This window comes from Streptomyces zaomyceticus, from assembly GCF_014656215.1.
Lineage (GTDB): Bacteria > Actinomycetota > Actinomycetes > Streptomycetales > Streptomycetaceae > Streptomyces > Streptomyces zaomyceticus.
The window spans coordinates 59445-80742 of the sequence record NZ_BNBZ01000012.1 but is presented as its reverse complement, the minus strand read 5'-3'; the positions used below and the strand labels follow the sequence as shown (position 1 = coordinate 80742).

Here is a 21298-nt window from a genome sequence, read left to right as displayed (position 1 = left end):
TCGGGCACTGTGCAATCGGCGAGTGGAGCCATCCTCGGTGCGGGCACCACTACGTCGACGTGCGCTCACACGGCAAGGGCCGGATGGAATGTTCCCGCGTCACGGCAGCGAGGGTGAACGGGCTGTTCCTTCGCCGGGCCCGCGGCCCCACATGGCAGTGACGGTGGCGCTCAACCGTGAAGGAACTGCATGTGTGGGTTCACGAGCGCGTTCGGCAAGGGAGACGGGTACAGGGCAGAGGCGCGCGTCTGGGTCGAAAACGAGTCAGAGGCCGTTTCAGATTGCTCTGAAACGACCTCCGACCTGCGACTCTTTCGAGTCGGGACGACAGGATTTGAACCTGCGACCCCTTGACCCCCAGTCAAGTGCGCTACCAAGCTGCGCCACGTCCCGTTGCCCGTCTGACCTGGGGTTTCCCCCGGCTGGACGCGCATGAGAACAATACCGCACTTTCCCTGGTGGTCACGAACCCTTTCCCGCCCTCGGGGAAGGGCCTGCGCGAGGAGCGAGGCGGTCACTCTCCGTAGCGCATCGGTGCGCCTCCGGGTACGGTCGTGCGCCCTTCCCGAGGGGCGGAACGGAGGGTCGTCGGGGTACGCCCTCCGGCCCGGCAGGGGGTCCGGGGGCATCCGGAATCCCGACGCCATGCGGAGCACGGCGCTCATGTGGCGGGGGGATCGCTCTCATGACTGTGGGGTGGCTGCTTCACTGCGGTTCGCATGTGGCAGAAAGATGCCTAAGCGGAATGACCATCGGATCGGGCCGAGCAGGCCAAGACCACACGAAACACAGTCGGGTTCCATCGTCAACCACTCGGGTTTCGGACAAAAATCGTGGCGATATTGATCCGTCCCAGAAAGATCAACACCATGAAGTGGTCGGCCTGTCCGGGACGGGGCCACTGCCGATGCACCACCTGACCGGACAACCGATCAGGCGTTTCGCAGGAGAGGTACTCCGGATGGACGGCTACTTCAGCAGTCGACTGCATCATCAGCTCAGGGAGACGGTGCGCGACTTCGCAGAGCGTGAGGTTCGGCCACGGATAGCCGAGATGGAAGCGTCACGCACGGTGCACCACGAGTTGTCCCGGCTGATCGCCGAGCAGGGCTGGCTGGGGGCGACCATTGCCCAGGAATACGGTGGTATGGGCGCCGGCCATCTGGCCAAGACGATCATCATCGAGGAGCTGTCCCGGGTCAGCGGTGCCATGGGCGCCATGGTCCAGGCCTCACAGCTGGGCACCGCCAAGATCGTCCACTTCGGCAGCGACGAGCAGCGGAAGACCTGGCTCCCCTCGATCGCCGCAGGCGAGTGCCTGCCGACCATCGCGGTCACCGAGCCCGAGTCCGGGGGGCACGTCCTCGGTATGAGCGCCACCGCCGTGCGCGACGGCGACGACTACATCCTCAACGGCAGCAAGGTCTACGTCGGCAACAGCCACGTCGGCGATCTGCACGGCGTGGTGGTCAGGACCGGTCCCGGTTCGAAGGGTCTCACCGCTTTCCTGGTCGAATCCGATCGTCCGGGCTTCAGGACCGGTCCGCAGCAGCCGGCCATGGGCCTCCATGGCTTCAGCTTCGGCGAGCTGATCTTCGAGAACTGCCGGGTACCGGCATCCAACCGGCTCGGCGACGAGGGAGACGGGCTCTCCGTCGCGTACTCCTCCAGCGTGCTCTACGGCCGGGCCAACCTCACCGCCGTCTCCCTCGGCATCCATCAGGCGATCCTGGAGGAGACCACCCGGTTCGCCTCCGAGCGCATCCGTTACGGCAAGCCGCTCCACGACCTGCCGACGGTGAAGCTCAAGCTCGGGCAGATGCAGTCCCGGCTCATGACCGCCCGACTGTCCGCGTACCACGCCGTGCATCTGCTCGACCAGGGGCTCTCCTGCGACACCGAGTTGATGAACGCCAAGCTCGTCAACGTCGAGTCGGCGATCGACTCCGGTCGCAACGCCATGGAGATCCACGCCGCCGCCGGCCTCTTCACCGACCGGGCCATCGAGCGCTATCTCCGGGACGCCCACCACATCTTCGCGCCGGCCGGCACCTCCGACATCCAGCTGCTGCGGCTGGCCGAGGTCGCCCTCGGTCAGGACAAGGGAAGTTGGTCGGAGCGGCTGTCCGAGCTCGTCCGCACGCCGGAGCTGGAGCCGGTGCACGCCTGACGGCCCCCGCCCCGGCACGCCGGAATCCCGAAAGTCCGGCAGCTCGGATCGCCGGGACCCCGACATGCCGGAAGCCCCGGTACGGCGACGGCCGTACCGGGGCTTCCGGCATGTCGCACCGCAGGTACGACGCGAGGGACGTGCGGTCAGAACCTGCCGTCCTCGCGGCGGTTGATCTGCTCCATCAGCTCGGCCGCCATCGCCTTGATCGTCTCGAGACCGGCACGCCCCCACGGCCGGACGTCGGTGTCGACCACGCAGATGGTGCCGAGCGCGACGCCCGTACGGTCTATCAGCGGGGCGCCCATGTAGGAGCGGATACCGATCTCGTCCACGACCGGGTTCCCCGCGAAGCGCGGGTAGTCGCAGACGTCCTCCAGGACGAGGGCCTTGCGCCGCACCACCACGTGCGGGCAGTAGCCGTGGTCGCGGGCCATGAAACGGCCCACGCCACCGGCGCCGGCGGCGGCCGCGCCCAGGTCGCTGCCCGAGTGGGTGCCCTCCGGGGTGTGCAGCCCCGCGAAGAACTGCCGGTTCTCGTCGATGAAGTTGACCATCGAGAACGGGGCTCCGGTCACGTCCGCGAGACGGTGGGCGAACTCGTCGAACGCCGGCTCCGGACGCTCCCCGAGACCGAGCTCGTGCAGCCGCTGCACACGGGCGGGCGCGTCCTTGTCGATGGGGGTCAGCAGGAGGTGACCGGTGGGGTCGTACGTCATGGCGTGGCTCCGTAGCTCGGCACGGCGGCCGGGATGGTGGTGAGCAGATGCTGCACGAGGGTCAGCAGGGTGCGGATTCCGGAGCTGGAGATCCGGGCGTCGCAGAGGACGACCGGCACATCCGGCTTGAGGTCGAGCGCGGACCGTACCTCGTCCGGGTCGTAACGGAAGGAGCCGTCGAACTCGTTCACCGCCACGACGAACTGGATGCCCCGCCGTTCGAAGAAGTCCACGGCGGAGAAGCAGTCCTGGAGCCTGCGCGTGTCGGCGAGGACGACCGCCCCGAGCGCGCCCTCGGAGAGTTCGTCCCACATGAACCAGAAGCGCTCCTGGCCGGGGGTGCCGAAGAGATAGAGCACATGGCGGTCGTCGAGCGTGATGCGGCCGAAGTCCATGGCGACCGTGGTCGTGGTCTTGGACTCCACGCCCTCCAGGCTGTCGGTGGCCGCGCTGACCGAGGTCAGCAACTCTTCGGTGCTCAGTGGTTCGATCTCGCTGACCGCGCCCACGAGGGTCGTCTTGCCCACGCCGAAGCCGCCCGCCACCAGGATCTTCAGCGCGGTGGGGAACGGGTCGGTCGCGAAACTGTCGTGACGCTCAGAGCCGTTGTCGTAGGCCATCGAGCACTGCCTCCAGCAAGGAACGGTCGGTTGGGTTGGCGTGGAACCGGGGTGCGCGGGCGGTGAGTGCCCCGCAGTCCACGAGGTCGGAGAGCAGGACCTTGGTGACCACGGCCGGGAGCCGTAAGTGCGCCGCGATCTCGGCCACCGAGGTGGGCCCGTCGCACAGCCCGAGGGCCAGGCTGTGCTCGGGACCCATGTGGGCCTGTGGTGTCGACCCGGTCGCCATCACCATGGACAGCAGGTCCAGTGCGGTGGTGGGCTTGGTCCGGCCGCCGCTGACGGTGTACGGACGGATCAGCCGGCCGGCCGCGTCGTCGAGCCAGGGCCCTTCCTGAGGGGTCGTCACGTTCACTGCCCGATGCCACCCACCACGCCGGCCGTCTGCCGGGCGGGGGTGACCAGGTACGGCCGGACGCTCTTGACGAGCATCGCCATCTCGTACCCGAGGACCGCGGCGTCCGCCTCGCGCCCGGCGAGGACCGCCAGGCAGGTGCCGGAGCCCGCGGTGGACACGAACAGCAGGGTGGAGTCGAGCTCCACGACCACCTGTCGCACCTCGCCGCCGTCGCCGAACCGGGCGCCCGCGCTGCGCCCGAGCGAGTACAGCCCGGAGGCCAGGGCCGCCATGTGGTCGGCGGCGTCGGGGTCGAGGCCGTGGACGGATTTCACGAGGCCGTCGGAGGAGAGCAGAACCGCGTTGCGGGTGTACGGGACCCGCTGGACCAGTCCGCTCAGCAGCCAGTCGAGGTCCGAGGAATGGCCGGTCGGCACATTGCTCGCCATGGTGTCTACTCCTTGTGCGCGTCGCCTGGACGCAGCGATTCATGGGGGGCGGGCTGGGATTCGGCGAGACCGATGCCGCGCTGGAACGCGGCCATCAAGCCGGGGTCGTGCAGGGCGTGCTCCTCGTGCTTGCGGGCCACGGGCTCGTCGCGCAGCTGCGGGACGATGTGCTCCTGGGCGCGCCGCTTGGGGAGCACGGGCCGGCCGTTGTCCGCGGGCGCCGGGGGGAGCGGCGTCAGGAGGACGGTCGGCGGTCCCTGGTGTTCTCCACCGGCCGTCTGCGCCGGTACCGCGGGGTTTCGACCGGAGTCCGCGTAGCCGTGGGACCGCTCGCTCGCACGGGGGTACGTGAGCGGTTCGTGGGCGGGGGGCTCCTCGTGGCGGACGGCGGTCCGCTCCGGGGAGTACGGGGACTGCGGTACGGGTCCGGTGGCGGCCGTCGTGCCCATGGCCACGGGCGCGGGCGCCTGGGGGTGGGCCGGGGCGGGGGCCGTCGTCGGAGCCGTCATGGGGGCCTGCGCCGGGGCGACCGCGGGCGCGGGCTGCGAGGGCGCGTGTGCGGGCGGCTGCGTGTGCGCCTGCGCGTGCGTCGTCGTCTGGGGCTGCATCTGCACCTGGTTCGGCGGGACCGCGGAGGAGCCCGCGGTCGCGGCGGCCTGGCGCTCGTGCTGGGCCAGTCCCTCGGGGTCGGCGCCGAGCAGACCCTGCGGGAGTACGAGGACGGCCTGGACGCCGCCGTAGATGTTGGACTGGAGGCGTACGGCGATGCCGTGCCTGCGGGCGAGCGCCGAGACGACGAAGAGTCCGATGCGGCCGTCCTGGAGCAGATGGGCGACGTTGACCTGGTCGGGGTCGGCCAGCAGGGCGTTCATCTTGTTCTGCTCGGTGACCGGCATGCCGAGACCGCGGTCCTCGACCTCGATCGCGAGACCGGCCGTGACGTACTGCGCGCGGAGCAGCACCGTGGTGTGCGGCGCGGAGAACAGCGTCGCGTTCTCGACGAGTTCGGCGAGGAGGTGGATGACGTCGGCCACGGCATGGCCCCGGAGCGTACCGTCGATGGGGGGTACGAGCTTCACCCGCGGGTACTGCTCGACCTCGGCGATGGAGGAGCGCAGCACCTCGGTCATGGTGACCGGGTTCGACCACTGGCGGCGGGAGATGGCACCGCCGAGCACGGCGAGGTTCTCGGCGTGGCGGCGGATGCGGGTGGCCAGGTGGTCGACGTGGAAGAGGCCCTTGAGCAGCTCCGGGTCCTCGACCTCGTTCTCCAGCTCGTCGAGGAGCTGGATCTCGCGGTGGACCAGGGACTGCAGACGCCGGGCGAGGTTGACGAAGACCTCGACCTTCTGTTCGTTTCCGACGCTGCTGGAGAGCCTGGACGCCTGCACGACGGCCGCGACGGCGGCTTCGTGAGAGCGCGTCAGCTCGTGGGAGAGCAGGTCGAATTCATCGCCCGAAGCGGTGCCGGTCGGCAGTGCGGGGCGGGGCGGGATGCCCTCTCCCTTGCGCAACTGTTCGACGATCGACTGCAGTTCGCCCTGGCCGCGGGCGCTCGTGCGGCGCAGGGAGTTGCAGCGGTCGATGACCGCCTTGGCGGCGCGGTCCGCGCCGAGCGCGGCGGCCGTCACGGAGGCGACCGTGAGGGCGGCGGCGCCGGTGAGCGCGGCCCAGAGGCCGGGGGTGGGGGTGGCGCCGGTGGAGCGGATGGTGAAGAGCACGGCCGCGGCCCCGCCCAGTGCCACCGCGACGGCGGGAAGCACGGAGGTGCGCAGGAGTTGGGGGCGTATGCGGGCTTCCGTCGTGTGCGACGCGGGGGGCTGCGAAGGGGGGGTGCCGCCGGCGCCGGGGGCGGAGCGGGCGCCGGACCGGCCGTGTCGCCCGCCCTCGCGTCGATCGGACCGCGAGGCGGGTGCGCGAAGTTGAGACATGAGTGTCCTTGGTACGTACGTGCCCAGGAATCGGCGTACTCGGGGGTGGACTACGGAGGGGGGATGCTGCAACGGGGGTGGTTCACGGGCTGTGCGACGTGCGTGCGATGAGCTTATCGATGATCACCAACCACACACTGTAGTCGTCAACCGTTCATGTGCGGTGCGCAGTTGGCAAACTTACCCGTAGACCGGGGCGGTCTGGTATCGCGTCTCACCCGTCAGGCCGAGAAGCTTCGGCCGAAAGTCGACACCATGGCGTGGAAGGGTCGTCGGGAGCGGGGAACGGAAGAGGGCGGAGGCGTTCTCACGCCTCCGCCCTCTGCGGAAATCCCTCCCCACCGGAATCCCCCGGCGGGGGTGCGGACCGCCCGGTCCGCTCGTGGCCTCAGGGGGTCCGTGCCGCCTCCGGCGCACCCCGGCCGGTGTCCGTGCCGGGTTCGCCGGACGCCCGCCCGGCGCCCCCTTCCCCGATTTCGCCGTTCGCGTCCGCAGCCGCCGGGGATCCGTCGGTGAGCGGCCGGTGACCGTCGGTGAGAGCGGCACCTCCCCAGCCTCCGGCGGGGACCCTGGCGACGGGACGCCACCAGGGGGTCTCGGGCAGCCGCTCGGCGCCCGGCTCGAAGGGCTCGCCGGGGATCGGCAGGGCGATCCGCTGGGCGGCTCCGGCGGCCGCCTCGACGGTGCCCTCTCCGGGCTCGGCCCACGGGTGCGGGGCGAGGTTGAACGTGCCCCAGTGGATCGGCAGCATCACCCCGGCGGGCGCACCGCCCTGGAGGTCCAGATGGGCCCGCATGCCCTCCGCGGGGGTCATGTGGATGTCGGTCCAGAAATCCGAGTACGCGCCGATCTGGATCATGGTCGCGTCGAAGGGGCCGTGGGCCGCGCCGATCTCCTTGAAGCCGGAGAAGTAGCCGGTGTCCCCGCTGTGGAAGATCCGGTGGGAGGGGCCCGTCACGACCCAGGAGGCCCAGAGCGTCATCTGCCGGTTGCGCAGTCCGCGGCCGCAGAAGTGCCGGGCCGGGGTGGCGGTGAGCCGCAGCTCGCCGATCTCGGTCGACTCGTTCCAGTCCAGCTCGCGCAGACGGGAGGCGGGCACCCCCCAGCGCTCCAGGTGCGCGCCGACCCCGAGCGGCACCGCGAAGACGGTGTCGGTGGTGGCGAGCGCCTTGATCGTCGGCAGGTCGAGGTGGTCGTAGTGGTCGTGGGAGATCACGACCACGTCGACCGGCCCCAGCGCGGCGAGCGGCGCGGGCACCGGGTGGAGCCGCTTGGGTCCGGCGAAGGGGAACGGCGAGCAGCGGTCGCCCCAGACGGGGTCGAAGAGCACCCGGTGGCCGTCGATCTCCGCGAGGACGCCGGAGTGGCCCATCCAGGTCAGCCGCAGCCCGGTGGCCGGGGGTCTGGCCAGGTCGGCGACGGTCGTCGGGTGGACGGGGATCGTGCCGGTGGGGGCGCGGCGCGAGCGTCCTTCCTTGTCGAAGTAGATCTTGGCGAACTCGACGCCGGAGCCGGAGGGGCCGCGTCGGGCCGGTTCGGGGTTCTGGAAGATCCCGTCCGCGAAATTCGGCGAGCGGCGGATGCGGGCGAGGCGCTCACCCGTGGGATCCGCGCCGAAGGACTCGGGGCGCAGTGCGCGCAGCCGGGCCCGCGGCGAACGGTCGGAGCCGGTACCGGTCACAGGACCTCCTGATCTCTGGGGGTCGTTCCATTATGGGCGGCCCACGCCGCGAACGGTCGGGACGGTCAGCCATACTGAACCACCATTCAGTACGGCTGCCCGGCCGGCCCGTTCCTCCCGAGGAGATCCCCGATGAGTTCCGCCCCCCTGCTTTCCGTCGGCTGGACCGACCACGTGACCGGCCGGCGCGGCCATCTGGTGGTCGACCGGCTGGTGCGCGGCGTGGCCAGCGGCGGCCTGCGGATGCGCGAGGGGTGCACGGCGGAGGAGGTCGCCGGGCTCGCCCGGGGCATGACCATGAAGGAGGCCCTGCACTACGACCCGAAGGGCCGGTACGTCCCGCTGGGCGGCGCCAAGGGCGGCATCGACTGCGACCCCCGCTCCCCCGAGGCGTACGGCGTCCTCGTGCGCTTTCTGCGCGCGATGCGGCCCTACGTCGAGCGGTTCTGGACCACCGGGGAGGACCTGGGGCTCACCCAGGACCTGGTGGACCGCGCCGTCGCCGAGGCGGGCCTCGTCTCGTCCGTGCAGGCCGTGTACCCGCTCCTGGAGGACGAGGCGGCGGCCCGGAAGCGGCTCGCCGACGCCTTCGCGATCGAGGTCGACGGCATCGGCCTCGACGAACTGGTCGGCGGTCTCGGGGTCGCCGAGTCCGTGCTCGTCGCCCTCGACCGGGCCGACCGGGCGTACCCGGGGACCCGGGTGTCGGTGCAGGGGCTCGGCACGATGGGCGGGGCGACCGCCCGGTTCCTGGCGCGGGCCGGGCTGCGGGTGGTGGCCGTCGCCGACGTCCGGGGCACGATCGTGAACCCCGACGGGCTCGACGTCGAGGCGCTGCTCGCCGCCCGCGACGCCCACGGCGCCGTCGACCGGGCCGCGCTGCGCCCCGGCGACCGGGAGGAGCCCGGGGACGCCTGGCTCGGCGTCGAGGCGGAGGTCCTGGTCCCGGCGGCCGTCTCGTACGCGATCGACGCCGGGAACCAGGGCCGGATCAGGGCCCGCTGGATCGCCGAGGCGGCGAACATGCCGGTCCTTCCGGAGGCCGAGGAGGCGCTCCGCGCGCGCGGGGTGACGGTGCTGCCGGACGTGGTGGTGAACTCGTGCACCAACGCCTGGTGGTGGTGGACGCTCTTCGGCGACATCGAGGCCGATGCCGACCAGGCCTTCGGCCGGGTGCGCCGGGCGATGCGTGGGCTCGTCGACGGGATGCTCGACCGGGCGGCGGCGGACGGCACGAGCCCGCGCGCCGCGGCGCACGCGCTGGTGGAGGAGCGGCTTCCGCAGATCGCCGAGCGCTACGGCTGGTACTGAGTCCCTCACCCGCCGGAGCCATCGGCGATCATGCCCGCGTCATGTGGCTGTGTAGGCTGCCCGACGTGGCGAGAGTGCGGTTGAGCGTGGCCGAGCGGCGGGAGGAACTGCTGCGGGCCGCCGTCGAACAGATCGAGGCACGTGGCGTCGCGGCCGTCCGCATCGCCGACGTCGCCTCGGCCCTCGGCGTGAGCAACGCCCTGGTGCTCTACCACTTCTCCTCCAAGGAACAGCTGGTCGCCGCGGCCTTCGCGCACGCCGCCGAGGCCGACCTCGCGCATCTGAGACGGCTCCTCGGGCGCCGCACCACCGCCGTACGACGGCTGCGGGCGGCGGTCCGCTGGTACGCGCCGACCGGACAGGCCAAGGGCTGGCGGCTGTGGATCGAGGGCTGGGCGGCCTCCCTGCGCGACCCGGAACTGCGCCGGGTCGCCGCCTCGCTCGACCAGGAGTGGAAGGCGGCGCTCACCCGGGTGATCGCGGAGGGGGCCGCGGCGGGCGAGTTCCGCTGTACGGACCCGGCCTCGGCGGCCTGGCGGCTCACCGCCTTCCTCGACGGCCTCGCGGTCCAGACGACGGCCTACGCCGGCTCCCTCTCCCGCACGGCGATGCTGCGCTGGGCGGACGCCGCCCTCGTCCGGGAGCTGAACCTGCCGGCCGGGAACGAGGAGCCGGGCGACGGCGCGGAAGCCCTCTCCGACACGGAGAACGCGGCCCGGGCCGACGCGGCGACGGGCGGTCCCGGTGCTCCGGTCGGGCAGGATCCGCAAGAGACGGCATAGGTCGCCCCTCTCGGATCTCGCGGGCGGCGCGGCCGGGCGGGACCTTCCGGACACCCCTAGACCAGCTCGAAGACCGCCGAGACCGTGACCTGCTCCTCGATGTCGCCCGGGGCCAGCGGGACGCTCGGCTCGTCGGCGTGCATGGCTCCGGCGGCGCCGGGGCCGGGGCGCACGGACTCGCCCTCGCTGAGCGAGACCAGCCGGCCGAGCACGTGGCCGCTGAGCCGTGCGTGCTGCGCCGCCTTGTCGTACGCGTCCTGGTAGGCCGCCTCGCGGGCCTTCACCCGCAGCGCCGACGGGTCGGCGACGTCGAAGACGACGCCGTTGATCCGCCCCGCCTCACCGGTGGCGTCGTTGACCGCGCCGATGACCTGTCCCGTCCTGTCGATGTCCCGGACCTTGGCGGAGAAGGACTGCCCGGCCTGGTAGCCGGTCACCTTGCTCTCCCCCGCGGCGTTCTGTGTGTAGACCGGGGACAGCGAGAGGCTGTCGGTACGGATGTCCCGCTCGGTGATCCCCTGCTTGCGCAGCACCGCGAGGAGGGCCTCGGCGGCGGTGTTCTGCGCGGCCATCGCCTCCTTCGCGGTCTTGCGGCCGGCCTCGACGCCGACGGAGAGGATCGCCAGATCGGGCGCGGCGGCCGCGCGGCCGTGGCCGGTGACGGTGACCGTCGCGGGCGCCTCCGCCCGGGCGGCCGTGCGAAGGGGCGCGCGCTGGGGCGCCGCGGCCAGGGCGGGAGCCGCCGTCCCGGCGAGAAGGCCGCCGAGGACCGCGGTGGCGGCGAGCAGACGGGCGGTGCGGGCGGTACGGACGGTGCTGGGCAGGCGGATCGTCACGGGCGGTCCCTTCGAGGATGGATGCCGGGGCTCCGGCGGGCACATCCCCGCACCCGGCGCCGCTGCCACCCGGACGCCACTCCTGACCCCGGGCTCCCTTCACCTCTCCGTACCAGTCGCCCCCTCACCCACCGCCGGGCCCCGCTCCCGGGTCGCGCGCTCAGGTCTGGACGAGCGGCTCGTACACATCGGGATGCAGCCCGAAGGTCCAGGCGACCCCCTCCCGCGCGGTCCGGGTCCTCGGCGGCACCCGGAGCCAGTACGTACGGTGGCTGCCGTCCGGCTCGGGCGTGGAGTTGACGACCTCGACCATCGCGACGTCCTCGTCGTCGGCCAGCTCGATCCGCCAGAGGACGCCCGTCTCGTCGCGGTGCTCGTGTCGGGCGCCCGAGGCGGCGAGATACCGGTCGTAGCCGTAGTACTCCAGCATCACGCGGCGCAGTTCGGCGTTCTCCTCCTTCCGGATCCGTTCCGGGGTGAGGTCGGCGAGCCCGGCGAGGAACGCGGCGGGCACCGGCATGCCCCGCCAGGCGTGCAGGGCGAAGCCGTCGGCGAAGGCGAGCGCCGGGCCGTCGCCCCGGTCGAGGCGGCCGGCCTCGTCCCGGTGGAGCTCGACGGGCCGCTCGCAGACCACGGCGACGTTCTCGTACGGCCACCACCAGCCCGCGTGCCCGGCGACGGCGGCGAGGCCGGCGAGCCGCTCGCCGTGCCCGTCGAAGGCGGCGAGCCAGGCGGCGTCGTGCTGACCGAGCACCGCGTCGAGCAGCACCAGCCGCACGGCGGCCGCCTCGCGCCCGGAAGCGGCCGGCCCGGCGGACCCGGCCGGACGGGCGGTCCCGCCGGCCGAGGCCGCGGACTCGGCGGCCTCCGCCACTCCCGCCCGTATCCGCTCGGCGAGGTTGCGCGTGAGGTCCCACAGGTGGGCCCCCGTCGCCTGCCAGTGGGCCGCCCAGCCCGCCGGGCCGAGGGCGTCGTGGAGACGGCGGCGCTCCTCGGCCCACGGCCGGGTGCGCACCTCCTCCCGTACCGAACGGCCCTGGTCCTTCAGGCCCCGTACGAGCGTGACGGCCGCGAGCGGCGAGTCCGCCCAGACGACGCGCGCGGGTTCCGCGAGACCGGCCGTGCGGTAGGCGAGCCGGACCCCGGCCTCGGCGGCGGCCCGGTCGGCGGGCCCGGTGGCCGCGGCGACGGAGCGCCACCTGTCCTGTGCGGTGGTGTGGTTCATGTCGGCGTGGTTCATGTGGAAGCCCCCAGGTGTCTCTCGGTCAGTCCGCGACGATCCGGTACGCCCCGGGCACGTACTCCCGCTGGCGCACCACCCGGTACCAGCCCTTGGGCAGCGGTATCGGGGCGTGCTCCTCGTGGACCACCCGGCCGCCCTCGGGCAGTTCGAGCAGGAACGGGCCGAAGGGCCCCGGCTCCCGCACGAGCCGGCCGGGCCCGGGGATCGCGTGGGCGTGCCGGGTGACCTCGCCGAGGGCGAGGACCAGCCGGCCCCGGGCGTCCCTCGGCTCCCCCGCCGCGGTCCTCACCCGCTCCGGAACCGCCGTCTCGTCGACGGGCACGATCAGTACGTCTCCCTGCCGGTACATGGCTCTCCCCTCCCCGTTCGGCCCGGTGCGTCCGAACACGACAACGACGCTAGAGGCCGGGTCTGACAATCGGCCCCGCACCGGCGCCCACCCGGCCGGCACCGGGTCGGCACCGGGTCGGCAGCCGCCCGGGTGGCGGCCGACAGCCGCGGAATCCGTCACGGGGCGACCCGGCGAGAGGGGTTGTCGGTGCCGCTTGGTAGAACTCTGGCATCAGCCGATCCACACCGTCCGTCGTCCGGGAGCGCAGTCATGACCGTTGGTCACTACCTGAAGGAATTCCACGGCCTGCCCGTGTTCCACTTCCCGGACACGGACACCCCGGTCGAACTGCCCGACGCGGCGGCCGTCGCCTGGCGGATCTCCTCTCCGACGTACTGCGACAGCGACGACGAGCAGTGGGAGGTGCTCTTCGAGCGCTTCCTGAAGACGGTCGACGCGGGGCGGGTGCGCGCGGTGGTCGTCGGCGGCTGGGACGAGGCGTACGAGACCTCGTCGGCCGGCATCGTCACGGCGCTCATGGCCGCCAACAACCGGCTCACCGACCTCGAGGCGGTCTTCCTGGGGGACATGACCGGCGAAGACTGCGAGATCTCCTGGATCGTCCAGTCCGATGTGACCCCGCTGCTCGCCGCCTACCCCCGCCTGCGGGAGTTCGGGGTGCGCGGGGGCACGGGTCTGGTCTTCCCGCCGGTCCGGCACAGCGGTCTCGAGACCCTGGTCGTGGAGACGGGCGGCCTGCCCGCCGCGGTCGCGCGCGGGATCGCGGGCAGCGACCTGCCCGCCCTGGAGAACCTGGAACTCTGGCTCGGCACCGACGAGTACGGCGGTGACAGCACGGCCGACGACCTGGCGCCGCTGCTCTCCGGATCGGGGTTCCCCGCGCTGCGCAGTCTGGGTCTGTGCAACAGCGCGATCCAGGACGCCGTCGCCGAGGCCGTGGCGGGCGCGCCCGTCGTCGCCCGGATCGAGCGGCTCGACCTGTCCATGGGCGTTCTCACGGACGAGGGTGCGGCGGCCCTGCTCGACGGACAGCCGCTGACCCACCTCGGTCTCCTCGACCTCTCCCACCACTATCTGTCGGAGGCCATGCGGAAGCGGGTGCTCGACGCGCTCGCCCCGTACGGCGTGGTCGTCGACCTCGGCGACGCGCAGGAGGCGGACGACGAGGGGGACGGCCGGGTCTGGCGGTACGTCGCGGTCGCCGAATGACCGCCGCCCCGCGCCTCGTGGTCGTCGGTGATCCGGCGGGCCGCCGTGTCGCGTTCTTCCAGGACGCGCTGCGAACCGCCGGGCTGCCCGGGGCGCGGGTGGTGTCCTGGCCCGAGGTGCTGCGCGGCCGGGCACGGTTCGCGGCGGACGAGACCGTACGCCTGGACTCGCCCGGCGAGGACGTGGAGGCGGACCGGCTGCTGCGCGGGATCGACGATCCGACCCGGGTCGAGGGCACCGGCCTCTGGTACCAGCGGTTCCTCGCCGCCGTGTCTGGCCTCGCCCGGTCCGTCACCGGGGCGGGTGCCGTGCTCGTCGACGACTCCGCCGAGCTCGCCGCGCTGTTCGACAAGCGGCTGAGCCACGGTCTGCTGCGCGCGGCCGGGGTGCCGGTTCCCGAGTCGCCGACCTCCGGCCCCTCGGCGCCCGCCCTGCGCGGCTGGGAGGAGCTGAGGTCGTCGACGGCGCGGGCCGGTCTGCGCCGGGTCTTCGTGAAGCTCGCGCACGGCTCCTCCGCCTCGGGGGTGCTCGCTCTGGAGAGCAATGGCGCGGGCCGGGTCCAGGCCACCACCTCGGTGGAGCGCGGGCCCGACGGACGGCTCTTCAACTCCCTGCGGGTACGGCGGTACACGAGCGAGCGCGAGGTCGCCGCGATCGTGGACACCCTCGCCCCCGACGGTCTGCACGTCGAGCGCTGGCTGCCCAAGGCGGTCCAGGACGGCCGGGCCGCCGATCTGCGGGTGGTGGTGATCGACGGGCGGGCCACCCACGCGGTGCTCCGCACCAGCCGCTCCCCCATGACCAATCTGCATCTGGGCGGCGCCCGGGGTGATCTGGAGGCGGCCCGGGCCGCGATCACCGCGGCCGGCGGGCGGTGGACGGACGCGCTGGAGGTGTGCGAGCGGGCTGCCTCGGCCTTCCCCGGCACCCGGTGCGTGGGCGTCGACCTGCTGCCCGCCACCGGTTGGCGCCGCTTCGCGGTGGGTGAGGTCAACGCCTTCGGCGATCTGCTGCCCGGCCTCACGGGGCTGCCCGGGAGCGGTGCCGAGGGCCTCGACACGTACGCGGCGCAGGTCGCCGCACAGTTCCCTGACAGCCGCACCCCGGGCACCACCACCCCCACCGCTCACATCACCCGCACCACACCCGTCACCCGCACGGCCCACACCACCGGCACCGCCCGCACCACAGGAACGAGCACCACGTGAATCAGCCCGACATGAACACGATCGTCGGCAGCCACGATCTGCTCCTGGTCACCCTCGACACCCTGCGGTACGACGTGGCGGCGGAGCTCGCGGCCGCGGGCCGCCTCCCGAACCTGGCCCGTCATCTGCCCCCCGCCGGCTGGGAGCGGCGGCACGCGCCCGGCAGCTTCACCTACGCCTCCCACCAGGCCATGTTCGCCGGCTTCCTGCCGACCCCGGCCACCCCCGGCCCGCACCCGCGGCTCTTCGCGGCGCGCTTCGCGGGCAGCGAGACGACCGCCGACGGCACCTATGTCCATGACACCCCGGACTTCGTGTCCGCCCTCGCGGGCGAGGGCTACCGGACGGTCTGCGTCGGAGGCGTCGGCTTCTTCAACAGGCAGCCGCCGCTCGGCACCGTGCTCCCCGGTCTCTTCCAGGAGAGCCACTGGGATCCCTCCTTCGGTGTCGCCTCGCCGACCTCCTTCGAGTCACAGGTCACGCGCGCCGAGGAGGTCGTCGCCGGTCTCCCCCGCGAGCGGCGGCTCTTCCTCTTCGTCAACGTCTCCGCGCTGCACCAGCCCAACTGGTTCCACCTGCCGGGCGCGACCCGCGACGCCGGCGACTCCCGGGCCACCCACGCGGCCGCCCTCGAGTACGTCGACCGCCACATCGGGCGGCTCTTCACCGCGATGAGCAGCCGCCGCCCCTGTTTCGCGATCGTCTGCTCCGACCACGGCACCGCGTACGGGGAGGACGGACACACCGGCCACCGGCTCGGCCACGAGGTCGTGTGGACCGTCCCGTACGCGCAGTTCGTCCTCGCGGGCCCGGAGCGGGAGGCCGTGGCATGAGCGACGGCACCACTCCCCGGCCGTACCGGAGCTACGTCTACGCCTACCCGCACAAGACGGCGTACCGGCCGCTCCCCGCACCGGCGCCCTCCCTCGCCGCGCTCTGGCGGGACGAACCGAAGGACGCGCTCTCCCTCTACGCGCACATACCGTTCTGCGAGGTCCGCTGCGGTTTCTGCAACCTCTTCACCCGGATCGGCGCCCCCGACGAGCTGACCACCCGCTACCTCGACGCCCTCGACCGCCAGGCCGCGGCCGTCCGCGAGGCCCTCGGGGACCGGGATCCGGTGCGGTTCGCCACCGCCGCCTTCGGCGGCGGCACACCCACCTTCCTGACCGCCGCCGAGCTGGAGCGGCTCTGCGACATCGCCGAGAAGCGGACGGGGGTGGATCTGCGGGCGGTGCCGCTCTCCGTGGAGACCTCCCCCGCGACGGCGACCGCGGACCGTCTCGCCCTGCTCGCCGAGCGGGGCGCGACCCGGCTCAGCATCGGGGTGCAGAGTTTCGTGGAGGCCGAGGCACGGGCGGCCGTCCGGCCGCAGCGCCGCGCGGACGTCGAGTCGGCCCTCGGCCGGATCAGGGACACGGGCGTCCCGGTGCTGAACATCGACCTGATCTACGGGATCGACGGCCAGACCGAGGAGACCTGGCGGTCCTCACTGGACGCCGCCCTCGCCTGGCGCCCGGAGGAGCTGTACCTCTACCCGCTGTACGTCCGGCCGCTCACCGGCCTCGGACGGATCTCCCCCGCCGCCGACCGCGAGTGGGACGAGCGGCGGCTGCGCCTGTACCGGTACGGCCGCGACCGTCTTCTCGACCACGGGTACGAGCAGGTGTCGATGCGGATGTTCCGGCGGACGGACGCCGCGCCGCTCGGTCCCGACGACTACGCCTGCCAGACGGACGGGATGATCGGCCTGGGCTGCGGGGCCCGCTCGTACACCTCGGCCCTCCACTACTCCTTCGACTACGCGGTCGACATGCGGGAGATCCGCTCGATCATCGACGCCTACACGGAGACCGAGGACTTCTCGCGTGCCGAGGTCGGTCGGTGGGTGGACGCCGGGGAGGCACGCCGCCGCCACCTTCTCCAGTCGCTGCTCCAGGCGGCGGGGATGCCGGTCGCGGGGTACGAGGAGCGGTTCGGTTCCTCGCCCTTCGCCGACTTCCCCGGGGAACTGGGCCGCTTCGAGTCGCTCGGCTGGCTGGACGAAGGAGCGCCGGAGGGGCTGCTGAGGCTGTCGCCGGAGGGGCTCGCCCACTCGGACGGCCTCGGTCCCGAGCTCTTCTCCCCCTCCGTGCGGGCCGCGATGGCCGCGTACGAGCCGAAGTAGGCGGCGGCCGTGAACCCGACGCAGATCCCCATCCCGATCACGGACCCGGCCCCGGCTCCGCTCACGGACCCGGGCATGGGCCTGATCACGGACCCGGGCATGGACCTGACGGTCCTCTACCGCGGGCCGCTCTCCTCCTGCGACTTCGACTGCCCGTACTGCCCCTTCGCCAAGCGCCGGGACAGCCGGGAGCAGCTGCGCGCCGACCGGGCCGCGCTCGAACGGTTCACCGGGTGGGCCGCCGGACAGACCGGGGACCGGCTGCGGATCCTCTTCACCCCGTGGGGCGAGGGCCTGGTCCGTTCCTGGTACCGGCGGGCGCTGGTCGAGCTGTCGCGCCTCCCGCACGTCGAGCGGGTGGCGATCCAGACCAATCTGAGCTGCCGGACCGACTGGCTGGCCGAGGCGGACCCGGCGAGCGTCGCGCTCTGGTGCACGTACCACCCGGGGCAGACGCCGTACGAGCGCTTCGTGGCCAAGTGCGGGGAGCTGGCGGAGCGGGGTGTCCGCTTCAGTGTCGGGGTGGTCGGTCTTCCCGAGCACGGGGAGGACGCGCGCCGGCTGCGGGCCGGTCTGCCGTCGCACGTCTACCTCTGGGTGAACGCGGCGGAGGGGCACACGTACACCGACGCGGAGGCCGCGGAGTGGACCGGGATCGACCCGCTCTTCCCGTACAGCCGGCATCCGCACCGCTCGGCGGGGCTGCCGTGCCGGACCGGCGAGTCGGTGATCTCGGTGGACGGCGAGGGGACGGTACGGCGCTGCCACTTCGTCAGGGCCGAGCTGGGGAACCTGTACGACGGTTCCTACCGTGCCGCCCTGCGCCCCCGCGCCTGCCCCCTCGCCGTCTGCGACTGCCACATCGGCTACGTCCATCTGGAGACGCTTCCGCTGTACGACGTGTTCGCCGGCGGGGTCCTGGAGCGGATTCCCGCCCTCGTGCCCCCGCCGGCCGTCCCCGGAGTTACAGGGGCATGAGGTCGGGGCGCTTGGCCTCGACGTGGTCGCCGGAGCTCTCGCCGCGCAGTCGGCGCCCGATCCAGGGCACGAGGTACTCCTTCGCCCAGTGGATGTCGTCCCGGCGCACCTCGAGCGTGTTCCGCGGAGGAACCGGCGGCCACGCCTGGTCCGGGTCGGCGGGCACGGGCAGGCCGAGGACCTGGGCGGCACGCAGGGCCACCCGGGTGTGTCCCTCGGCCGAGAGGTGCAGCCGGTCGTCGTCCCAGGCGCGCCGGTCCTGGACGGACTTCAGGGACCACAGGTCGAGGACCGGGCAGTCGTAGCGGTCCGCGATGGCCCGCACGTGCCCGTTGTACGTGGCGATCTTGCCGCGCAGGTGCTTGAGGAGCGTGACGCCGCGGGTGTCGAAGCCGGTGGTCACCATCACGGTGCCGACGGCGGAGGTCAGTCCGGCGACGGCGCGCTCGAAGCGCTCGGCGACCTCGTCGGGGTCGGTGCCGGGGCGGATGATGTCGTTGCCTCCGGCGCAGAAGGTCACAAGGTCGGGGGCGAGCTCCTTCGCCCGGGGGACCTGTTCCGCCACGATCTGGTCGAGGAGGCGCCCGCGTACGGCCAGGTTGGCGTAGCGGAAGGCGTCGTGCTCCGGCAGCTGGTCGGCGAGCAGTACCGCGAAGCGGTCCGCCCAGCCGACGTACGTCCCGTCGGGGCCGGGGTCTCCGACGCCCTCGGTGAAGCTGTCTCCGATCGCCGCGTACGACCCGAATGCGTTCTTGTCTCTTGATCTCGAATCGTCTGCCACGGGAGCACATCCTTCCCTTTCGGATGTGACCTACGCGACCGTAAGGAGGGGTTGACGTCGGGTGACATATGCCACCGATAAAGAATTTGCCAAGCCGGAATAGATGGGGAACGCGCCGGAGGCCCGGCACGTGGGTGCCGGGCCTCCGATCGACGACGGAGCGTCAGACGTTCACGCCGTGCTGACGCAGGGCGGCGATCGGGTCGATGTCGGAGCCGTACTCCGGCCCGGTGCGGATCTCGAAGTGCAGGTGCGGGCCGGTGACATTGCCGGTCGCGCCGGAGAGGCCGATCTGCTCTCCGCCGCGCACGGTCTGGCCGGCGGAGACGGAGATCGACGAGAGGTGCGCGTACTGCGAGAAGGTGCCGTCGGCGTGCTGGATGACGACCTGGTTGCCGTACGCGCCGCCGTTGCCGGCGGAGTAGACGGTGCCGGGGCCGACCGCGACGATCGTGGTGCCGGTGGAGGCCATGAAGTCGACACCGGTGTGGTAGCCGGAGGACCACATGGAGCCCGAGGCGCGGTACGGCGTGGACATGCCGCCGTTGACGGGGGCGAACCAGCCGGAGGAGGAGGTCGTGCCCGCCGTGGAGCCGGACGACTGCGTGCTCGCGGCCGGGGCGGCGGCGCGCTCGGCACCGCGGGAGGCACGCGGGGCCTCGTCGCCGTTCTTCGCCGAGGACTTCGCGGCGCTCTTCGGCGCGCTCTTGGGAGCGGCGGCCTTGGGCGCGGCGCTCTTCGGCGCGGCCGGCGCGGTGCTCTTGGCGCCGAGGGTGAGCTTCATGCCGGGGAGGATGAGCGAGGGGTTCTCGCCGACGACCTGGCGGTTGTCCGCGTACAGCTTCTGCCAGCCACCGGTGAGGTGGTGCTCGGCGGCGATCTTCGACAGGTAGTCGCCCCGCACGACGGAGTACGTCTTGGGGGTGGCCTTGGCGGTGGCGGGCGCGGCCTGGGTGGTGGCGGCCTTCACCTGGGCGGCGGCGGTGACGGCCTGGCCGGGAGCGGCGACCGGGGCGGCCTGCTCGGCGGCGTGGGCGCCGGTGGCACCGAGGAGCGGGAGGGCGACGACGGCGCCTCCCGTACCGGCTGCGGCGATTCCGCGGGTGAGGCGGTTGGACTTGATGCGGCGGTGCTTACCCTTCGCGGGCATGGCGAATTCCTCTCCGGCGCCTGCGAGGTGAGCTGTCGGGTTCGGACTGGAGATGCCCGGCCGCGCTCTCACGCGGCTTCACCCCGAGCCGTCCTGCGTCGCGGGACCGGCGTACTTCCTGGGTCCCCCGCTCCTGCCACGCATGGGATGAGTGGAATTCCGGACGGTGGCAGGATTCGGCGGTCCGACCGGATTGACGGTGACGCTAGACGAGCGGGGTCGAGGCGAACAAGCCAATGATTTTTCCCGGCTTTCCCGGTACGGCCTTTCACCCGGAAAGCCGGTCACCCTCCGTGGATGACGGACCCTCGATTTCCTTTTTCCGTACGGGAATTGCGCCGGCCCTTCGGCCACGATCCGTCACTTCTATGACCCTGCTCACGCGCTTGGGCTCATCTCGCCTGTAAACAGGGCGCGTTATACGCAACGCCCCAATTCGGACAGATCACCCATTCCCGTCCAGGGGGGTGCGCCATCGCGCTCCCGCCTGGATGATTGCCCCTGGAACCGATCTCGCGTCGGGCACCCGAACGACGACCATCAGGAGCATCCGTGACGCAGCAGCTGCCGCAGGTCCCGCCCGTCGAGGCGAACGAGCCCGAGCTGGCCGAGGTCCGCAACTTCCGGGACGTGGGCGGCCTGCCGACGACGGACGGGCGCGCCGTGCGCCCGGGCCGTCTCTTCCGCAGCGGCCACCTCGCCCACGCCACCGAGGAGGACGTCGTCTTCCTGGACTCGCTGGGGCTGCACACCGTCTTCGACTTCCGGAACATGGCCGACCGGAAGGTCGAGGGGCCGGACGTGGATCTCCCCGGCGTGCGGAACGTGAACATACCGCTCAACGATCCGGCCGACGGCAAGGAGTTCTGGAAGCTGGTCCGCGAGGGCGACATCGAGCAGCTGCGGGAGATCCTCGGCGACGACAAGGCCGCGACCCGAATGTCCGACTCGTACCGGAAGATGATTGTCGAGCGGACCGTGGAGCACAGCCGGATCCTGCACTCCATGGCGGAGGACAGCCTCCCCGCCCTGATGCACTGCGCGGCCGGCAAGGACCGGGCCGGGCTCTCCATCGCGATCACCCTGCTCGCCCTCGGGGTCGAGCGGGAGGCGATCGAGGCCGACTACGTGAAGTCGAACGACCCGCACCGCCGCTACAAGGTGCGCCGCAGCTCCACCGACCCGAACGCGATGTCGCCCGAGGTGATGGAGCTGCTGAGCCCGCTGTTCGACGCGCGGGTGGAGTATCTGCGGGGCGCCTTCGAGACGATCGAGGCGACCTGGGGCTCGGTCGACGCCTACCTCTCGGAGGGGCTGAAGCTCTCTCCGGAGACCCGTGAGCGCCTCCGGGAGCGCCTCCTCACCGAGGCGTGA

Annotated in this window: 20 protein-coding genes, 1 tRNA gene and 1 riboswitch; of the genes, 9 read left to right on the top strand and 12 right to left on the bottom strand. The window is 72.3% G+C overall.

Going from position 1 to position 21298, the window contains the following annotated elements; translation table 11 throughout:
* Positions 1-319: 319 nt before the first annotated feature.
* Positions 320-393 (bottom strand) — tRNA-Pro (locus IE311_RS17700).
* 568 nt (positions 394-961) lie between these two features.
* Between IE311_RS17700 and IE311_RS17695 the strand changes: the two genes are divergently transcribed.
* Positions 962-2170 (top strand): acyl-CoA dehydrogenase family protein, encoded by a 1209-nt coding sequence (locus IE311_RS17695; protein ID WP_189832664.1) that lies wholly within the window; start codon positions 962-964, stop codon positions 2168-2170.
* Positions 2171-2316: 146 nt separating this feature from the next.
* Here IE311_RS17695 and IE311_RS17690 read toward each other — a convergent pair whose 3' ends face one another.
* From IE311_RS17690 to IE311_RS17665, 6 genes are all read right to left on the bottom strand, one after another.
* A complete protein-coding gene (locus tag IE311_RS17690; RefSeq protein WP_189832663.1) occupies positions 2317-2889 on the bottom strand; it encodes a GAF domain-containing protein in 573 nt (190 codons plus the stop codon).
* A complete protein-coding gene (locus tag IE311_RS17685) occupies positions 2886-3509 on the bottom strand; it encodes a GTP-binding protein (protein ID WP_189832662.1) in 624 nt (207 codons plus the stop codon). The genes IE311_RS17690 and IE311_RS17685 overlap by 4 nt, the downstream gene beginning before the upstream one ends.
* Entirely contained in the window at positions 3487-3858 is a 372-nt protein-coding gene (locus IE311_RS17680; RefSeq protein ID WP_189832661.1) for a DUF742 domain-containing protein, read from the bottom strand. Before IE311_RS17680 ends, IE311_RS17685 begins: the two co-directional genes overlap by 23 nt.
* A gap of 2 nt (positions 3859-3860) precedes the next feature.
* On the bottom strand, positions 3861-4295 hold the full coding sequence (locus IE311_RS17675) for a roadblock/LC7 domain-containing protein (protein ID WP_189832660.1): 435 nt from the start codon (positions 4293-4295) through the stop codon (positions 3861-3863).
* Between the two features lie 5 nt (positions 4296-4300).
* A complete protein-coding gene (locus tag IE311_RS17670) occupies positions 4301-6226 on the bottom strand; it encodes a sensor histidine kinase (protein WP_189832659.1) in 1926 nt (641 codons plus the stop codon).
* Positions 6227-6614: 388 nt separating this feature from the next.
* Complete coding sequence (locus tag IE311_RS17665; protein ID WP_189832658.1) at positions 6615-7907, bottom strand: MBL fold metallo-hydrolase; 1293 nt, start codon at positions 7905-7907, stop codon at positions 6615-6617.
* A gap of 132 nt (positions 7908-8039) precedes the next feature.
* Between IE311_RS17665 and IE311_RS17660 the strand changes: the two genes are divergently transcribed.
* Together IE311_RS17660 and IE311_RS17655 are read left to right on the top strand one after the other, a co-directional pair.
* On the top strand, positions 8040-9218 hold the full coding sequence (locus tag IE311_RS17660) for a Glu/Leu/Phe/Val dehydrogenase dimerization domain-containing protein (RefSeq protein WP_189832657.1): 1179 nt from the start codon (positions 8040-8042) through the stop codon (positions 9216-9218).
* A 65-nt stretch (positions 9219-9283) separates the two neighbouring features.
* Entirely contained in the window at positions 9284-10000 is a 717-nt protein-coding gene (locus IE311_RS17655) for a TetR/AcrR family transcriptional regulator (protein ID WP_229901982.1), read from the top strand.
* Positions 10001-10056: 56 nt separating this feature from the next.
* On the opposite strand, the gene IE311_RS17650 is transcribed toward IE311_RS17655, so the two are convergent.
* From IE311_RS17650 to IE311_RS17640, 3 genes are all read right to left on the bottom strand, one after another.
* Entirely contained in the window at positions 10057-10836 is a 780-nt protein-coding gene (locus IE311_RS17650) for an SIMPL domain-containing protein (RefSeq protein ID WP_189832656.1), read from the bottom strand.
* A gap of 160 nt (positions 10837-10996) precedes the next feature.
* Positions 10997-12076 (bottom strand): DUF6745 domain-containing protein, encoded by a 1080-nt coding sequence (locus IE311_RS17645; protein ID WP_189832655.1) that lies wholly within the window; start codon positions 12074-12076, stop codon positions 10997-10999.
* A gap of 25 nt (positions 12077-12101) precedes the next feature.
* The gene (locus tag IE311_RS17640; RefSeq protein ID WP_189832654.1) at positions 12102-12428 is read right to left on the bottom strand and encodes a hypothetical protein; all 327 of its coding nucleotides are present in this window, start codon (positions 12426-12428) and stop codon (positions 12102-12104) included.
* Positions 12429-12680: 252 nt separating this feature from the next.
* Here IE311_RS17640 and IE311_RS17635 point away from each other — a divergent pair, with 252 nt between their 5' ends.
* The 5 genes from IE311_RS17635 (at position 12681) to IE311_RS17615 (ending at position 17993) form a co-directional block, all read left to right on the top strand.
* Positions 12681-13640, top strand: a complete 960-nt coding sequence (locus tag IE311_RS17635) for an STM4015 family protein (protein ID WP_189832653.1) — start codon at positions 12681-12683, stop codon at positions 13638-13640.
* Complete coding sequence (locus tag IE311_RS17630; protein ID WP_189832652.1) at positions 13637-14848, top strand: STM4014 family protein; 1212 nt, start codon at positions 13637-13639, stop codon at positions 14846-14848. Before IE311_RS17635 ends, IE311_RS17630 begins: the two co-directional genes overlap by 4 nt.
* A gap of 11 nt (positions 14849-14859) precedes the next feature.
* Positions 14860-15681: an STM4013/SEN3800 family hydrolase gene (locus IE311_RS17625; protein WP_189832751.1), complete on the top strand. Its 822-nt coding sequence runs from the start codon at positions 14860-14862 to the stop codon at positions 15679-15681.
* Entirely contained in the window at positions 15678-17015 is a 1338-nt protein-coding gene (locus IE311_RS17620) for an STM4012 family radical SAM protein (protein WP_189832651.1), read from the top strand. The genes IE311_RS17625 and IE311_RS17620 overlap by 4 nt, the downstream gene beginning before the upstream one ends.
* A 99-nt stretch (positions 17016-17114) precedes the next feature.
* Positions 17115-17993, top strand: a complete 879-nt coding sequence (locus IE311_RS17615) for an STM4011 family radical SAM protein (RefSeq protein ID WP_189832750.1) — start codon at positions 17115-17117, stop codon at positions 17991-17993.
* Here IE311_RS17615 and IE311_RS17610 read toward each other — a convergent pair.
* Both IE311_RS17610 and IE311_RS17605 read right to left on the bottom strand, forming a co-directional pair.
* Positions 17980-18774, bottom strand: coding sequence for an SGNH/GDSL hydrolase family protein (locus IE311_RS17610; RefSeq protein WP_189832650.1), 795 nt, complete (start codon positions 18772-18774; stop codon positions 17980-17982). The two genes, IE311_RS17615 and IE311_RS17610, sit on opposite strands and share 14 nt — an antisense overlap.
* 163 nt (positions 18775-18937) lie before the next feature.
* Positions 18938-19924 (bottom strand): LysM peptidoglycan-binding domain-containing M23 family metallopeptidase, encoded by a 987-nt coding sequence (locus tag IE311_RS17605; RefSeq protein ID WP_189832649.1) that lies wholly within the window; start codon positions 19922-19924, stop codon positions 18938-18940.
* Between the two features lie 4 nt (positions 19925-19928).
* A riboswitch (cyclic di-AMP (ydaO/yuaA leader) is annotated at positions 19929-20088 on the bottom strand.
* A 388-nt stretch (positions 20089-20476) separates the two neighbouring features.
* On the opposite strand from IE311_RS17605, the gene IE311_RS17600 reads away from it, so the two are divergent.
* Entirely contained in the window at positions 20477-21298 is an 822-nt protein-coding gene (locus IE311_RS17600) for a tyrosine-protein phosphatase (protein WP_189832648.1), read from the top strand.

Bases quoted from the DNA above. Each gene is read 5' to 3' on its own strand.
- IE311_RS17695 (WP_189832664.1), top strand. From the start codon at position 962: ATGGACGGCTACTTCAGCAGTCGACTGCATCATCAGCTCAGGGAGACG.
- IE311_RS17690 (WP_189832663.1), bottom strand. From the start codon at position 2,889: ATGACGTACGACCCCACCGGTCACCTCCTGCTGACCCCCATCGACAAG.
- IE311_RS17685 (WP_189832662.1), bottom strand. From the start codon at position 3,509: ATGGCCTACGACAACGGCTCTGAGCGTCACGACAGTTTCGCGACCGAC.
- IE311_RS17675 (WP_189832660.1), bottom strand. From the start codon at position 4,295: ATGGCGAGCAATGTGCCGACCGGCCATTCCTCGGACCTCGACTGGCTG.
- IE311_RS17670 (WP_189832659.1), bottom strand. From the start codon at position 6,226: ATGTCTCAACTTCGCGCACCCGCCTCGCGGTCCGATCGACGCGAGGGC.
- IE311_RS17660 (WP_189832657.1), top strand. From the start codon at position 8,040: ATGAGTTCCGCCCCCCTGCTTTCCGTCGGCTGGACCGACCACGTGACC.
- IE311_RS17645 (WP_189832655.1), bottom strand. From the start codon at position 12,076: ATGAACCACGCCGACATGAACCACACCACCGCACAGGACAGGTGGCGC.
- IE311_RS17640 (WP_189832654.1), bottom strand. From the start codon at position 12,428: ATGTACCGGCAGGGAGACGTACTGATCGTGCCCGTCGACGAGACGGCG.
- IE311_RS17635 (WP_189832653.1), top strand. From the start codon at position 12,681: ATGACCGTTGGTCACTACCTGAAGGAATTCCACGGCCTGCCCGTGTTC.
- IE311_RS17630 (WP_189832652.1), top strand. From the start codon at position 13,637: ATGACCGCCGCCCCGCGCCTCGTGGTCGTCGGTGATCCGGCGGGCCGC.
- IE311_RS17625 (WP_189832751.1), top strand. From the start codon at position 14,860: ATGAACACGATCGTCGGCAGCCACGATCTGCTCCTGGTCACCCTCGAC.
- IE311_RS17620 (WP_189832651.1), top strand. From the start codon at position 15,678: ATGAGCGACGGCACCACTCCCCGGCCGTACCGGAGCTACGTCTACGCC.
- IE311_RS17615 (WP_189832750.1), top strand. From the start codon at position 17,115: ATGGACCTGACGGTCCTCTACCGCGGGCCGCTCTCCTCCTGCGACTTC.
- IE311_RS17605 (WP_189832649.1), bottom strand. From the start codon at position 19,924: ATGCCCGCGAAGGGTAAGCACCGCCGCATCAAGTCCAACCGCCTCACC.